The 15,847-nt window shown below is 37.0% G+C and carries 10 protein-coding genes; 2 read left to right on the plus strand and 8 right to left on the minus strand.

The features are described 5' to 3' along the window. Positions 1 to 408: 408 nt before the first annotated feature. Positions 409 to 2,424, plus strand: a complete 2,016-nt coding sequence (locus tag FY557_RS19450; RefSeq protein WP_149248891.1) for a DEAD/DEAH box helicase — start codon at positions 409 to 411, stop codon at positions 2,422 to 2,424. Between the two features lie 203 nt (positions 2,425 to 2,627). Here the strand turns inward: FY557_RS19450 and FY557_RS19455 are convergent, their stop codons facing one another. The 7 genes from FY557_RS19455 to FY557_RS19485 all read right to left on the minus strand — a co-directional run bounded on the left by FY557_RS19455 (position 2,628) and on the right by FY557_RS19485 (position 14,921). After that, on the minus strand, positions 2,628 to 2,894 hold the full coding sequence (locus FY557_RS19455; RefSeq protein WP_149248892.1) for a hypothetical protein: 267 nt from the start codon (positions 2,892 to 2,894) through the stop codon (positions 2,628 to 2,630). A gap of 9 nt (positions 2,895 to 2,903) precedes the next feature. After that, the gene (locus FY557_RS19460) at positions 2,904 to 6,560 is read right to left on the minus strand and encodes a DUF6443 domain-containing protein (protein WP_149248893.1); all 3,657 of its coding nucleotides are present in this window, start codon (positions 6,558 to 6,560) and stop codon (positions 2,904 to 2,906) included. A gap of 5 nt (positions 6,561 to 6,565) precedes the next feature. Further along, entirely contained in the window at positions 6,566 to 10,180 is a 3,615-nt protein-coding gene (locus FY557_RS19465; protein WP_149248894.1) for a DUF5977 domain-containing protein, read from the minus strand. 6 nt (positions 10,181 to 10,186) lie between these two features. Beyond that, the gene (locus FY557_RS19470; protein WP_149248895.1) at positions 10,187 to 11,797 is read right to left on the minus strand and encodes a T9SS type A sorting domain-containing protein; all 1,611 of its coding nucleotides are present in this window, start codon (positions 11,795 to 11,797) and stop codon (positions 10,187 to 10,189) included. 575 nt (positions 11,798 to 12,372) lie between these two features. Next, on the minus strand, positions 12,373 to 12,855 hold the full coding sequence (locus tag FY557_RS19475; RefSeq protein WP_149248896.1) for a hypothetical protein: 483 nt from the start codon (positions 12,853 to 12,855) through the stop codon (positions 12,373 to 12,375). 26 nt (positions 12,856 to 12,881) lie between these two features. After that, positions 12,882 to 13,778: an RHS repeat-associated core domain-containing protein gene (locus tag FY557_RS19480; protein WP_149248897.1), complete on the minus strand. Its 897-nt coding sequence runs from the start codon at positions 13,776 to 13,778 to the stop codon at positions 12,882 to 12,884. Positions 13,779 to 13,937: 159 nt separating this feature from the next. Further along, on the minus strand, positions 13,938 to 14,921 hold the full coding sequence (locus tag FY557_RS19485) for a hypothetical protein (RefSeq protein WP_149248898.1): 984 nt from the start codon (positions 14,919 to 14,921) through the stop codon (positions 13,938 to 13,940). A 159-nt stretch (positions 14,922 to 15,080) separates the two neighbouring features. Here FY557_RS19485 and FY557_RS19490 point away from each other — a divergent pair, with 159 nt between their 5' ends. Next, a complete protein-coding gene (locus FY557_RS19490; protein ID WP_149248899.1) occupies positions 15,081 to 15,299 on the plus strand; it encodes a hypothetical protein in 219 nt (72 codons plus the stop codon). A gap of 71 nt (positions 15,300 to 15,370) precedes the next feature. Here the strand turns inward: FY557_RS19490 and FY557_RS20225 are convergent. Next, positions 15,371 to 15,847 (minus strand): hypothetical protein (locus tag FY557_RS20225; protein ID WP_185151780.1); only part of this gene is annotated, 477 nt, incomplete at its 5' end.

The raw sequence follows: 15,847 nt of genomic DNA on the forward strand, positions 1-15,847 counted from the left end.
ATAATTCTGAGAATCGTACATATAACCTTTCGGGTAAGACATCTGCGGACCGGAAGGACTCTGCATGGTTATTTTTCCGACATTGTTGATCGAAAGCATATGGGCGTTGATCTGCGTCAATGTAGAACAAAATCAAACCCTTTTTTTAACCAAAATTGTTTACAAGAGAAGGATTCGTGTCCTGAAAATTGTAACTTATCTGTATTCAATATAGTCATTTACTATCCAAATTTTTGTGCAAAGGTAAGGCTTTTTGCTTTGAGTTATATGGCATTTTAAAAAGTCTAACCTGTAATATTCTCAGTTTTATTGTCATTTTACAAAGCTATTGCTTTAATGCGACAAAACTTGACGTGTTTTTTATGATTTTTTATTTTGCAATATTTATTGAGATTGTGGCTTGTTCCCGTGAAAAAATTCTTTGTTTTAGAAAATCCAACTCTTTCGCACTACCTTAACCGGAAACAACCGGAGAAAGATCAGCACGGCTCTCCTATCGAAATTTTCCCTTTCGGTTTTAACCTGAGCCAGAAAAAAGGTGTGGATGAAGCATTCTCCCATCCCCTGAGCATCATCGAAGGCCCTCCGGGAACCGGGAAGACCCAGACCATCCTCAATATTATTGCCAATGCGGTAATGAAGCATCAAAGCGTGGCGGTGGTTTCGAGCAATAATGCGGCTACCAAAAATGTTTTTGATAAGCTGGACTGCAGCGGCCTCTCTTTTATAGCCGCTCTCCTGGGAAATTCCGAAAAGAAAAAAGAATTCCTTGAGTCCCAGGCTGAGATCCCGGATCTGTCCGGCTGGACATTAACGGCGGAAGAAGCACACTCCCTTCAGGAGTCCAATACCCTGCTCTTTGCGCAGCTTTCGGAAAAGCTTGAACTTAAAAACGAGCTGGCCCTGCTGAAGCTGCACATCGAAAATGTAGAAACCGAATACCGGCATTTTACCTCCGCCATGGCGACGTCGGCAGACCTGCGTTTTAAAAAGAACATCTCTTCCGGGCAGCTGCTTTCCCTGTGGATCACGATTGAAGATTACGAAGCATTCGGTAAGAAATTAAACTGGTGGCGGAAACTGACCTTTCCTTTTCTCTATGGGGTACGCGACAAAACCTTTTATGAACGGTCTTATCGGGAGCTGATCAGAGCGGTTCAGGCTGCCTATTATACCGTAAAAATTTCAGAGCTTATGCTGAGGAAGGCGCAGCTGGAATCGGCATTGCAGGATTTTTCCTTCGGGGAGAAAATGAAAACCTATACGGAAGTCTCGATGCAGCTCTTTAAACATGCTTTACATCAGAAATACCAGGAAAAAAAGCGTCCGCAATATACGGCCTGGGATCTGCATCTAAATGCAGAAGAATTCATCAGCGACTACCCGGTAATCCTTAGCACCGCCTACTCTCTCCGGAGAAGCCTTGACAAAAAAGTAGTCTATGATTTCGTGATCATCGACGAATGTTCGCAGGTCGATCTGGCCACGGGCGTGCTGGCCCTGTCCTGTGCCAAAAAAGTGGTGATCGTAGGAGATCTGAAGCAGCTCTCCAATGTGGTAGATGATGATACGAAGCTTAAGACGGATCTTATTTTCCAGGCCTACCGGCTTTCCGAAGCCTACCGGTATTCCAGGCACAGCCTGCTTTCGTCGGTAACCGGATTATTTCCCGGTATTCCTAAAACGCTTTTACGGGAGCATTACCGGTGCCATCCCCGGATCATTGATTTCTGCAACCGGAAATTCTACCATAACCAACTGATCATTCTGTCCGAAGCCCAAACCGGCCGGGAGCCCCTGCTCGTTTACAGGACCGTCGCCGGAAACCATGCGCGGGACCGGATGAACCGGCGGCAGATCGACGTGATCGTAGAAGAGATTATCCCGCAGCAGAAACTGGAAACCGCAGACCTGGGCATCGTAACGCCCTACCGGAACCAGACTTCGGCCTTACAGCAGGCCTTTCAGGGAACATCCGTGAAAGCCGATACGGTAGACAAATTCCAGGGAAGGGAAAACGGGGTGATCATCCTTTCCACCGTTGATAATGAAATATCAGGCTTTACCGATCATCCCAACCGCCTGAATGTCGCCGTCTCCCGCGCCAGAGACCAGCTGATTGTCGTGGTGAACGGGAATGAAAATGAAAAAGACAGCAACATCTCCGACCTGATCCGCTATATCGGATATCAGAATTTCACGGTGGTCGACAGTCAATTGCATTCTGTATTCGATTACCTGTACAAAGGATATGAAGAGAAGAAAAGGGAACTCCTGTCCGGGCAGAAGCAGAAATCGGTATTCGACAGCGAGAACCTGATGCACCTGCTGATCCGTGAAGTCCTGTCACAGGATGAATTTTCGAAGTATGATGTCGTCCTGCATTTGTCATTTTTATTCAAATTGATGTTAGGAGATTTTTGATTTTTACCATCTCTACGAATGTTACCAGATTCTATTTTTCCCCAAGCCACAACTGTTAGTACACTAGCATCTATCTAAATCATTACTTTCCAAGAAAATAAATAAAAAGCCACCGAATTTGGTGGCTTCTATAATATTAAAAACTTTAATTGAATTTTAAATATTTATTAAATAGACTATTCTCTATAATAATTCAAATACCATTACATTGAGTATCCGTTTTTATCAACTTTTTCAATTGCAAATTCTTTATTATATAAGTTATCATTTACTTTTTCAAATGAATCTCTAGATACTGACAATACAATAGTTTCAAAAAGTCCATCTTCAACTTTTTCAATCTTGATTTTGGTATCTGGATTTATAACAATATAATCACCCATATTTATTTCTCCTTGAAATTTACATGTTAGTAAATAATATTCACCTCCGTGATTATAGAACATATTTTGTATTACTAATTTCGACATATTTCTTTATTATTTTGTAAATGTTGCCTTTATTCCATTCTGCATTGACTGCACATTAACATTATTAAAACCATTCGCTTTTGCCTGACCTCCAGACCAGGTACTCCATGCCGCTTCTGTTGTACTTGCTCCTTTTTGTATAGCATTATTATACTGAATTAAATTATTAGACATGCCTGTTTCAGGATATAATGAACTACTCTTTACCCAGTTTGCTTCAAAGGCTGAAGCATCTTCAACAGCTGTACTAAATATTTTAGAACCAATTCCCAGTCCTTGCATATCTTTTGATAAGTTGATTTCCATTTTTACAGCACTTCCTGCATAATCAATAAGACCAACTTGAGTATTGTTGGCATGAACCCAAGTCGTTGTTGGAGAAGTATCTGTAAAGATGAGCTCTGGAGTTGCTTTTACAGCTCTGGATACATTTATAACTTTACCATAACCCCCATACATATTATATCCTCCACCTCCAAAATTCAGCATCTCTTCGTTCTTACTATTTCCCATCAAGCGGAATATTCTATCCATTTTGGTTTCTCCCTCATTATAAAAAGGACTACCTTGCCATTGACGATAAGAATGTAGTCCGCCATACTTATCTGTATTGGTTTTAGGACTATATTGACTTGTAAAAGCACTTTTTATTCCATTCCAAGCCCAATGAAAAAAACTTTGAGTTTGTCGCCTTACGGTAATTACTATCTCTTCTATGTCCTGCGTTCTAATAGTTTTGCCATCAGTTCCGTCACCAGGTCCTCCTGCTGGAGCTCTACCATCAGGGTCGATAAAATTAATAGGATTATTGAATACATAATTATACGGACTGTGACGACGCATCATTTCTGCGAGTGGATCCACCACACCCCATCTTCCAATATCCGGCATATAAAACCTTGCTCCATAATCATACATTCCCGTCTCCTGCAATTCCTTTCCGTTGTACTTATAGTTCTGGTAGCTTCCCAGCATACTTTTCATCCCTCCGATATGGTTCATCCCAAAGGCATAATAGTTATTGGTATCCGTTATTTCAGGACTTCCCTGGCTATTCTTTGCATAATTTACCCTTGCATTTCCCAGATGATCCCTGTACTGGTAAATATAACGGTTTTCCGTGAAACTGTAAAACCCTTCTGCGGTCGGTACAAAACTTAAAATCCAAGCAGAAGATGGTGTTAGTGGCGGTTTTGACCCTTCGCCTGCTGGTAATAGTACATCTTTCTGCTGAAATGCCTGCTCTTCATAAGCTACGCTGGTACGACACCAGGTACATTGTGTAGTTTCTGAAGAACTATAGTGAAAGCCATCCAAATAATCTGTCATATTTGTTATTGTAGAATATCCTCTAGGTCCAACATTTTTATAAGTTTTACGCAATTTAACTCCATCAGCGCGATACAAATGACTTAAAGTAACATTAGATATAGCTCCCGAGTTGTTTTCACTGATCTGGTAAGTAGTAGGTAAATTCAGATAATTATACCCTATCCCATCTATCCCTTTGTCCTTCATATTAATCATACTTCCGTTCAGGTCATAGTCTATTACATTATTACCACCTTCATAACCTGTACTGTTGGACATGTTCTCAATCACTTTATCCAGGCGGTTGCCGGTGTATTGATACACCAGGTCATCAATCAAAGTTGGCGTAGGAGAAAATACCTGTGGAGCAAATCTTTTTAAGGTATTGATATTTCCGTTCAAATCATAGGTTAGGTATTCATTGAAACTTCCGCTTACTCCCGTGCTCGGTTCCCTGTAATAAGAACTTGCAAGCCTGTTCAGCTTATCATAGTCATAATTATACCTTTTCATCAGGTTTTCTGAACCGTTATTCCAGTCTATCTCTGTAATATTCCCGTTGAATCTCCCTGCAGTAATATTTGAGGATATCGGATTATTATACCTAAGCTCATACCCAAACAGCTTCCCATTAAGGTTTGCCGGATCATTGATCTTGGTCATCCAGCCACGGATATTGTAAGAATAATCAATGCTCTGCAGAAAACCGCCACCGTTTAATGAAGCATAGCCACCCACTTTTTTATTGCTCAGCTGCGAAAGCTCATTATAAGTATTCTGAGCCAGGGTTTCCACAAAATTATTATCTACCTTATGCGTATGGGTTAAGAGTCTGTTTTGGTTGTCATAAGTAAAATTCTCAATAATAATTCTTTCTGTATCGGTATCCAATCTTTTATGATGAGTAATGCTTTGCTGTACTATCCCGGCAAAATCAAGCATAGTTTCCACATTGGTATATCCGCCTAAGTGGTTAATGGAATGGGTTCTGACAGCTCTTCCCTTTTTATCATACCAGGTATAGCTTTTCGTCCAGTTGTCATCTTCAATGTTTTTAATATAAGAAGCCACCGGTAAGCTTTTGGTGCTGACGGGAGAATTCTGGGTATCCTGAGGTAAAATATCCTGTCCTAAAATCTGGCTCGGTATTGAAGGAGTGCCTGGTGGATACGTATCATAGTAATTGATACTCAAAACCTGGAGAATAGCAGTAGTAGGATACGTATTATTTCCATAATAAATATCCATTCCGTTTTTGGTAAAGCCTATGGCACTTGTCCTTTCCTCTGTCAGAGAAGCTGCTGTTACAGAATGAAAGTTTACAGCATCCTGAATATCCTTTCTTATATAAGTATTTCCTATTCCTGCTATAGCGGTATAAATAACACGTGATAGTTTATCGTAACGGGTAAGCAGCCAGTTTCCCGAAGGTCTCATATTAGCATCCTGGGTCATAAATACACGGTCGGCTTTGTCATAAACCATATACTCCCAACCCTTTCCGGGAATTTTCTTTTCGACCAATCTGCCCCTGCTATCGTATTTATATTGATAGCAAAGATCTCCAAGCACCGTATTAGGATCCGCTTCAATAGCCGCTTTTGGGGAAATCACAAAAGTCAGCTGGTTGTATTCGTTATAGACATAATAGGTATCCGCCTTTTCCGTATCATTGATCATTTTCCTGACGAGCAATACCTGTCCTTCGCCGTTCTTAAACTCAATGGTTATATTCCCGTCTTCATCGGTTATCGTATTTTTATACAGTTGGGCAGCCCCGTAATTTGTGCTCTGGCTTAAAACCGAACTTGTAGCACCGTCCACCCATGTGGTAACCGTGGTGTATTTTTTAACCGCATCACCGGTGGTATTGGCATCATACCCAAACTGTACCGGTTTATTATCCCAAGCTGCACCCACCTGCTTCTGCTGAAGGATCCGGTCAAGGGGTGAGCTTTCCAGAATCTTTTCTGAAAAAGGTTTTTCATTCGTATATACTCCGGTAGGATCACCTACAGGAAAATATCCGGAAGTTTGCTGGGTATAAATGCCCCCGCCATTGGTTCCCTGCTGGGGAACCGGAAGGTAATCCATGGTCTGCCTTCCGAATCCGTCGTATACAATGGGCGTTACAACGTCTTTCCCTTGAGGGGAAGACTTTACATTAACAATCTGCTTGGGCCTTCCCAGCCCATCGAAATACTGGACTGTCTCGATCTGTTTTGCCGTGGAGCTGCTGGTTGTGGTAGGCTCAAGATACGTCCTGGTCTGTACATAGTTTTCTGTAGACGTAAGCTGGGCCTGCACAAATCCTGATAAAAGGATAGCGCCTATCGGAATTAATATCTTTTTCATCGGTATTAGTTTATAGGAAAATTAAAATCTAAATTATAAGTTGTATTATCAGGAACTCCTGTAGATCCCAGACCTTCCATTTTTTTTATAAGCAGGTCTCCATTGGTCTTTATCACTATATTCCAGATGTACCCTCCGTTATAAGAAGTTGTAGTCTTTTCAATTTGTGGAATGCAGGTTCCATTAATCTTTCCAATAATAACTCCTGTCGTTGTCCAGGGTTTCCCAACTCCTGAAGAAAATCCAACTTGTACTCTATAGTTCTGATTTAGTACTGATACACTGCCGCCGCCATTAATATACATATTTAAAGGGCAATTTATGGGAGTACATGAACCATTTATATTAGCTATATTTTGTCCATTGGCGTTGATTTCATTTTGAGCTAACTGATTGGCTGCTATAAGACTATCATAAGAATAATATTTATTTTCAGGAACGGTGTAAATATAGCTTCCCCCAATTGCATTTGGCCCGCAATTGTTTCTTATAAAAGGCTGACTTTGAGTTGAGTTGTAGAAAATTTTAGGCGCATAGTTATAATTAAACTCTTTTAAAATATTATTTTCAGAATCAATAACCTTTTCCAGTTTATTTTGTATAGTATATTTATAAAATTCCCTAAATCCTGACGCGGAAGTTATTGTTTTCACACCGATTAAAGGATCATACGTGTAAGTTGTAACATTAAAATCTTTAAACTCTGTCTTCTTCTTAAAAATATCTAATTTTGAAAGTAGAACATCTTCACTAGGAACATCAATATCTAAATCTGATTTACTTACAATCTCTAATTGCAGGTAAGATATAGCATTATTTGGATCTAATCCAAAAGCCTGCATTATTTGTGAGTAGCTTCCGCCTTCTATTTTAGCTATTATTTGTGTTTGATTGTATCCCCATATAACTGTTGTAGGTACTCCTGATTTTGTTGTATACTGAAGCACATTCCCTTTATTGTCATATAGATCATAAGTAACTTCAGTTGTAGGTACATTTTGCCCATTATTGACGTTTAGTTCATATGAAATGACAGACGTAGGGTTTAAATGGCCGGAATCGTCATATTTTGTCTCGACTAATGATGTTCTCTTTAACGAACCATTAATTACGTTACCAATTATCTCTTTTTCTAAGGGAACATTAAGGATATTTGAAGTAATTAATTTTATATTATTTTTTTCAGTAGAATATTTTGTTTTTTCTAAATTATATTTTCCATCTGGAAATCTTATAGACTTGAAGGTAATAAAATTATTGCTGTTATAATTAAGGTCAGTTCTTGTTATTAAAGAATCCCCATTTATATAATCTGTATTTTCTTTATCCATCATTATTGTTTCTGTGGAATAAATAGGATAATAACCTATAGCAGATTTATAATGTTGCACATAATTAGGATCTCCTGTATTAGTACCAAACTGATTACTGACATATGAATTAAACATCGGATGTATCATTGTAATGCCATAGGTAAATTGAGAATATTGTACCGAGTAATTATATTTTTCTTCTCTTAATTTTACTGAATTATTATCATAAAAAGCGACATTTAGTATAACTCCATTTTCACGTTTATTGCCTTTCACAGAAGGTAAAAATATTGGCCGATTGTAACTTGAAGTATTATAATGGACATCTTCATTATTAGAATATATAGTTTCTATTTTACCTTTTATATTGCTATTTGCATCTAACTCTTTTTTCGTGACCTTAGAATATCCAACACCATTACCGGACGATAAAGCAAAAGTGTTATTGACAGAACTGGAATGCATAGCAACAAATTGAGCTTGTATTGTCTTTACAACTGTTTTCCCTGCACAATCACCAATTTCAAAAAACATTTCTGCCTTATCTTGTCTCAATAAATGAATTGGATTAGGGGTAAGGCCAAAATCATACTCAAAAACAGTATTACTTAAAAGCCTATTATTAAAATCATAATTTTTTTGTTGCATTAATCTTAATCCATTCCCTTGATTATATTTATAATTGTCAAATTGATAAAATAAATTTGATGCCTCGTTTAGTTCATAAATAAATTTCGAATATCCTTTTGTAGGATACTGTATCTTCTCTAAAATACCACTTTTAGCAAAGTTAATGTCCGAAACTTTTTTATTATTATTTATTTCTGTAACTGGGATAGGAATACTGTAATTAAAGTCATTTGGATTTAAATGAGCTGTTTTATTATTAAATCCTCCATTGGCATATCCCCAATAATCCGTTGCATAGGAATTCTTCGGAGGTAAAAGAGTTTCATTATAAAAAAAATTGTATTCTTCTTCACTCTGTTTCTGTATTGAGGTTAATTTAAGTCTCTTGTTTCGATCATTACTATATGTATATCCAACAGGGATATTTGAAGGATCAACTGATTGTGATAAAAAATAGTCATAATTAAACTTACATTCATCAACAAGTTTATTATTAAATGTGAATAACGTAATTTTATCAAGTTTTTTAGTTTCGGTATCAATTCTGTTAGAATAACTAAACAGTAATTTTCCATTATCACCAATAATGCTTGATGGAAAAACATAATTTTGCTTTTGGGAACTGAATAAAATATTATTTCTGAAATTATTCAACCCATCAAATATAATTGGGTTAGGCACTGGAGAAGGGCCATTAACAACGAAACTTTCTAAGTCGTTAGAAGATCCTAATTGGCAAAAGTTCTGATAATAATTTGTTGTATAATTTAAAAAACTCGAATAAGAAGGTAGATTTGCTATAGAATCTATATTGTTATAACTAAATAATATTCTATGATCATTTGTATCAATAATTTCAGTAATTAGATAATTAACTGCACTTACCTGATATGCGCTTGCAGCACCTGCTGATTCAATTTTTTCGATATTATTAAATTTATATATTATACCATTTGGATTTTTAACATCAAATCCTTCTATTGTTTTCTTAATCGCATATCCTTTTTTATTTAAAGATGTAAAATAAATAGAAGAATTATCACCGGCATTATAACTCTCGAAATTTGAGATTATGAATTCTACTTTCTCTCCAAATAAATTGAGAATAAAAATATCTGGTTGCATATCTACAGCTTCAAAATTTGTAAATAAATTGCTGAAGTTTCCATTTCTGGGCACATTATTGTTTGTTGCCATAAAGTATCCATATGTATCAAATGACGGAGTCTGATTAAAATTAGTTGGACCACTTATTAAAGGAAAATTACTAGGATAAGGAAGTGTAGATTTAGCAAAATCAAGCCTAAATCGGGTGTTATTAGAGAAGTCATCATAGCCATATACATTTTGAACAATCGTAGGGAAAGATATATTCCACCCTAATCCTACTTGCCCTGCTTCTTCTGTCACCCTAATACCATTTCCTGAAATATAATTTAAATTAACAGGCAGACTGATATCTCCAGATTTTAAATTAAATAAATTAATACTGGGATTGTTACTTCCCATATATTCACTATTTTGTATCCCTCCATATTTTAAAAACGCTTCACTTGATGGAGCTTTAGGTTGTTCAGGAAAGTAATAATTAGAATAATTTGCCTGCCCACTAACCAGCTTTCCACAGATAAAAAAAATTAATAAAATTAACTTTATTATTGCATTGGTATTTCTCATGTGTTTTTATTTTTTAATCACTTTAGCACTCGCCGTTTTATTCGTATCGGTTTTTATACTAACCAGGTAAGCTCCCTGAATGAGCGGCTGTGTGTTGAGTTTGGTTACTTTATTTTTTGTCTTAATGCTCTGAAGCTGCCTTCCACCCATATCGTACATCACAATGTCCGCTTCTTTGAAATCAAAACCTACTTCAACGTATGCATAATCAGATACCGGGTTCGGATAGATCTTAATATCCTGCTTCTCGATCAATTGGTCTATTTGTTTATCGCCCAGCTTTACGATCTTCCAGTTCTCTTTGCCAAGTTCCTCGGCGCTGGTTCCGGCCAAAATAATCGAGCCGTCACGGTTCAGCCTAATATCTGATAGCCGCTCCTCCCTTTTGCTGGATTCGCCTTTAACGTGCTTTCGCCACTGCTCATTGCCGTTTTGGTCCAAATACAGCATCCAGAACTTTTCATCATCAGTTTCCATTCTGCCTTCCGCCTGCGTGTAACCGCCAAGCAGAAATCCTTTGGTAGATTTATCATCCGAAGCATGTAGAACACTCATGCCCATCAATACATCCCGGTTTTTGAAGTTGTAGGATTTCTGCCAGATCTCTTCGCCTCTTTCGTTTACGGAGATTAGCCATAGATCCGTCCCTTCTTCGATGCCTACCGTCTTATTCCCGGATCTTTCAGACCTGGATTCCCCGCCGATCAGATATCCTGTAGAAGTCATCGCCAGGGTTCTTAAGTGGTCATCGCCGGTTCCGCCGAAATTCTTTTCCCATTCCACTTTGCCCTCTTTATTAAGCTTAACCAAATAGAAATCTCCTTCTCCGTAATTTTCAGTCTTTTTTGAACCTCCCGCACTGCTTCTGGAATAAATGCCTAATAAAGCTCCGCCGTCAATAGTCGGAATCATTTTCTCCACTTCATCGAGTCCTCTTCCGCCTAATATCAACTGGGAAACTTCCTTTCCGTTCTTATCGAGCTTTATTATAAGCACGTCTTTAGAACCGTAGCCTTGGAGGGTACCCTGAGGCTCTCGAAGGGTGGTGTTTCCGGCAACATAAAAACCTAAATCCGTGGTCTGGATTACCGCCCTGGCTTCTTCATCTGAAGCACTGCCGATGGTTTTCTGCCATAATTCGTCGCCAAATTCGTTTAGGCGGATCAACCATAGGTCCGATCCGCCTTTCGATTCTTCCTTTTTATCCAGGCCTTTTCCGCTGTAAGAAGTTCCGGCAATTAAAAATCCGCCTTCCTGTGTATTGACCGTTGCAGATAGCATATCATGGTTTTTACCGGAGAAATATTTTTCCCAAACCTGCTCTCCCATTTGGTTTAATTTTACCAGGTGATAGTCGTATCCTGCGTTTTGTTTTGGGCTGTCTGCTGAAGATGCGCCGGCCCCTGAGGTTCTCGAAGGGGTCGAAGGAGTGGTCCCTGAGCTTGTCGAAGGGTGGATACTGCTTCCCGAGATCAGATATTGTCCGTCGATGGTTGTGGTAACCTGGCTTAAGAAATCCTGCGTAGAGGATCTGATGTCTTTCTGCCAGACCACTTCCTGAGCAGACACGCCCAGAGATATGCACAGAAAAAGTGTGCTCATGTAGAGTTTTTTCATGTCCTTAGTATTAATTTTTTTTTATAATTCCTGCAAAAGTATACTTTTTACCTCACAAACAAAAGAATTATTATATCAATTTATATTGGATTGTTCATCATTCGTCAAAGCTACGAGGGCAATGCGACAAAACATGACGTATTATTTTAAAATATGAAGAAATAAAATCCATGGAAAATTTTTAATTTTATGCTCACCACGGTGATTTAAAAAATATGGAAGATCTTCGGAATTAATTCAGAAGACCTTCCATATTTGCTTATAAGCAATCTATAAAGAAAGAATAATTGTAGTGTATATCATTGCTGTTTTTACAAGGTAGCTGGTGACATTTCAAATGACATGTAGATTATGTTTTTCATTTCCTGTGATTAAATTCTAACGCTTTCTTTTAAATTGCTTCTGATTTGGGGTTTAGATCGGTTGAATATATTGTCGTTTTGTTTTGCAACCTTAAAATGGCAATATGTTTCCGCTTTTTAGACCTTACTCTTTTCTTTTTATAATTTTTAAACAGGCAAAAAATAAAACACGCCATCTGGTAACGTGTTTTATTTGGTCCTAAACAATCATATTTAGTCTGTTGGTAAGGTTCCGGGTATTTTTTCCTGTAATAAGTCTGAAGAAAATTTATAATAATTAATTTTTTTTAGTTTTTTACTTTTTTGCAGGTCAAAAATACCCTTTAAAGTTTTTTGCTGTTTCGGTGAAAGATTATGGATGTAAAAAATCTGATCATAATTATTATTTTCCAACCGGTATTTTAATTGGGTTGGTTGAGCATCAGGAATACCAGAATGGTTATCTATTTCTTTAAATTCCTTTAGGATCTTCTTTTTAAATCTGTCAAAATGTATTGTGTCATTTGATTGAAAATACTCATATTCTCCGATCCCTTTCCTTCCCTTAATGATTTCTCTACAAAAATATAAAGAATCCTTAGAGCTTAGAATAATTCCTATCCTAGGTTCTTTTGGATCCATATCAAAACCCTTGGCGATTTCAATATAATCATTGTTTCCACCTTTATTTTGGCATGAAAACAGAAAAAATACCATTATTAAATATAAGACTCGCATAATTATTATCTTGTTAGCCCCCCTTTCGAATTTACTTTTATAAAAGATCCTGTAAAATTCCACATTTCATTTTTTATTTGAACATTTCCTAATTTTAGTTTCAAGGCCTTATTTGCCTGTTTCAATATTTTATATCCTTCTTTAGGATATGTATTGACTTTATCATTATTGGGATTATTTAAATATTCATTCTGAATATAATAGTGTTGACCGTGCTGTGACGAAGACGTATCATATTGCCTGTACTCTTTTGGTATACTGCTAGAGTTTTTATAACCATCATCTCTTACATCTAAGGCTTCTAAATCTGCATGCATAAAGGACTCATGAATAATTTGTCTTAAAGTATTGAAAAATTGGCTTCCAGAATCCCCGTATGCTTTTTTAGAAACCATCACAGAAACACCCACTCGCTCCTTATTTGATGTTGCATTTGTATATCCTCCTCCGGCATCATCTGATCTTACTCCGTATGATAGATCTATCCCATTATTATGAAATTCTCCATTTTCTTTAGCTTCATAAATGCTCTTTCCATTATACTTGATACTTTCTCCCTTTGCCATATATTTAGACAAAAATTCTTGTCCCTGTTCAGTTTTGGCAAAAAATATAAATGCTTTATACTGTTCTTCATTGCCTTTTTTCATGATATCACTTAAATCCAATCTCATTCCATCTGGATCTATATAAATAATGGGATTATTAGCAACATAAGCGTATGACGTTATATTGAAATACTTTTCCGCCAGCGGATCAATCGCGCCCCATCTACCGATATCCGGCATATAGAATCTTGCTCCATAATCATACATTCCGCTCTCTTCCTGTAATTCCTTACCGTTGAATTTATATTGGTAGGCTGGATTTCCTCCCGTCGGATTATATCCTTCATGTTTCACCCAAAGGGATAATAATTGTTTTCCTCAAGAATTTCTGCGCTGCCGCCGTTATTAAAATAGCTAAGCCGTACATTTCCCAGATGATCCGTATAGTTGTAAATATACTTATTATTTTCAAAGTTATAATATCCTTCTGAAGTTGAACAAGCTTTAATCCTACTATGCACTTCCCCTTTTTCCTGCTGAACCTTCATATTGAAAGCCGTCAAGATAGTCAGTAACTTTTGAAGATAACTGAGTGATCGTCCCTAGAGGGTTAAAAGGTGCAAAATTATAGGTTTTTCTTAGTTTACTTCCATCTGCACTGTAAAGATATGAAGTGTTCTCATGGATAATACCGGTACGGGTGCTTAGACCATTTCTAAACAATAGTGCATCGGGAAGATTAAGGTAATTATAACCGATTGAAAGAAGCCCTTTATCCACATTTATGGTCATATTTCCATTATTGTCATGCACGATCAATTCTGGTGCAACCGCATAAGGATATCCGGAAGAATTTTGCTGCTCGTCTATTATTTTATTAAGCCTGTTGCTCTGCCCACTGTTAGAATATTCATACGAAAGATTGTCAATTAATCCTGCGGTATTGTTTCCATCTAAAGAAGCTGTCCTTTTCAGGCTCATAATATTTCCATTAAGATCATACGTTATTTTTTCAAAATATTCTCTTGCGGAAGGATTGTCTTCTCTTTGATAAAACCCGGCAGACAATCTATTTAATTTGTCATAAACATAACCATATCTTCTTAAATAATCATTAGTAGATGTAGAGGTCTTCCAATCTACTTCAGAAATATTCCCGTTATACCTCGGAAGGACTTTCAGAACGGGATCAAAAGGATCAGGAGTCTGCTCCCCTTCTGCAGAATTATATTTGATTTTGTACCCGAAGAGCTTCCCGTTAAGGTTGACAGGATCATTAATCTTAGTCATCCAACCCCGGATATTATATAGGTAATCGATGCTCTGCAGAAATCCGCCGCCATTTAATGAAGGATAGCCACCCACTTTTTTATTGCTCAGCTGTGAAAGATCATTATAGGTGTTGTAAGCCAGGGTTTCCACAAAATTATTATCAACCTTATGCGTATGGATTAATAGCCGGTTCTGATGGTCATATTCAAAGGTTTCGGTAATCACTCTTTCCGTATCAAGCTTTATTCTTTTATGATAGGTTTTGAAAAGCTTGGTTACCCCCGCAAAATCCAGCTCGGTTTCCGTGTTGGTGTAACCGCCTAAATGGTCGGTTTTAACAGCGATCTGTCTTCCTATTTAAGTCAATAATAAAACCCACCGCAAATGGTGGGTTTATTGATCGGCACGAGCGAGACGCTCGCGCAAGCAGTTTTTTTTAATGACAACGATTTGCAGAAAGAACTTAATTTAACGCTTTTGGAAAAAATAAAATTGATTGATCTGCTTTCTGAAGATGAACAACAAGCCCTGCTTAAAATGATTGATCAAGCAATCTCTAATAAAAGAATGAAAGATAATCTACAGCAGATTATTACACAATAAAAGACCTCGCAAAAGCGAGGTCTTTTATTATCTGCTACAAAGTTACAAAATTCGCAGAGCGGTGTGTGAACTTACATACACTCATAATGAGCAGACCATTTTTTTGTGTCTATAATGTTATTTTTTGTATCAAAAATCAATAAATATTTATTAATACTGCCACAGTATTTTAAACCCTCCCGTGAATTTGATATAACATCAATTCTTAAAGAATCATTTCTTAATTCATTAAAAACTGCTATATGAGAAGGCCCTTTAAATTTATCCTTTGTAAATACATTAGGAGTTTCATAATAGTCTGATAATTTCCAGTATTTTCCCCAATATTTTTTATTTAATTTAGATAGACATTGGTTTTTTTTATTTGGTTTTGTTTTCTCAATATTTAACCAAGTAAAATAATTGTCTGATTTATAAATCGGAAAAAAACTTTCATAGATGGATATTCCGTAAGCTTTTGGAGTTAAAATATCTTTAAAGTTTTTTTCTATACCTTTATCTTTAAAGTCCTGTTTTATATATTCAATTCCTTTTTCATATCTTTCACA

The organism is Chryseobacterium sp. SN22, assembly GCF_008329705.1.
Taxonomy (GTDB): Bacteria; Bacteroidota; Bacteroidia; order Flavobacteriales; family Weeksellaceae; genus Chryseobacterium.

Coding starts and splice junctions, on each gene's coding strand:
- FY557_RS19465 (WP_149248894.1), bottom strand. CDS start 10,180: ATGAGAAATACCAATGCAATAATAAAGTTAATTTTATTAATTTTTTTT.
- FY557_RS19470 (WP_149248895.1), bottom strand. CDS start 11,797: ATGAAAAAACTCTACATGAGCACACTTTTTCTGTGCATATCTCTGGGC.
- FY557_RS19490 (WP_149248899.1), top strand. CDS start 15,081: ATGGTGGGTTTATTGATCGGCACGAGCGAGACGCTCGCGCAAGCAGTT.
- FY557_RS19475 (WP_149248896.1), bottom strand. CDS start 12,855: ATGGTATTTTTTCTGTTTTCATGCCAAAATAAAGGTGGAAACAATGAT.
- FY557_RS19460 (WP_149248893.1), bottom strand. CDS start 6,560: ATGAAAAAGATATTAATTCCGATAGGCGCTATCCTTTTATCAGGATTT.
- FY557_RS19455 (WP_149248892.1), bottom strand. CDS start 2,894: ATGTCGAAATTAGTAATACAAAATATGTTCTATAATCACGGAGGTGAA.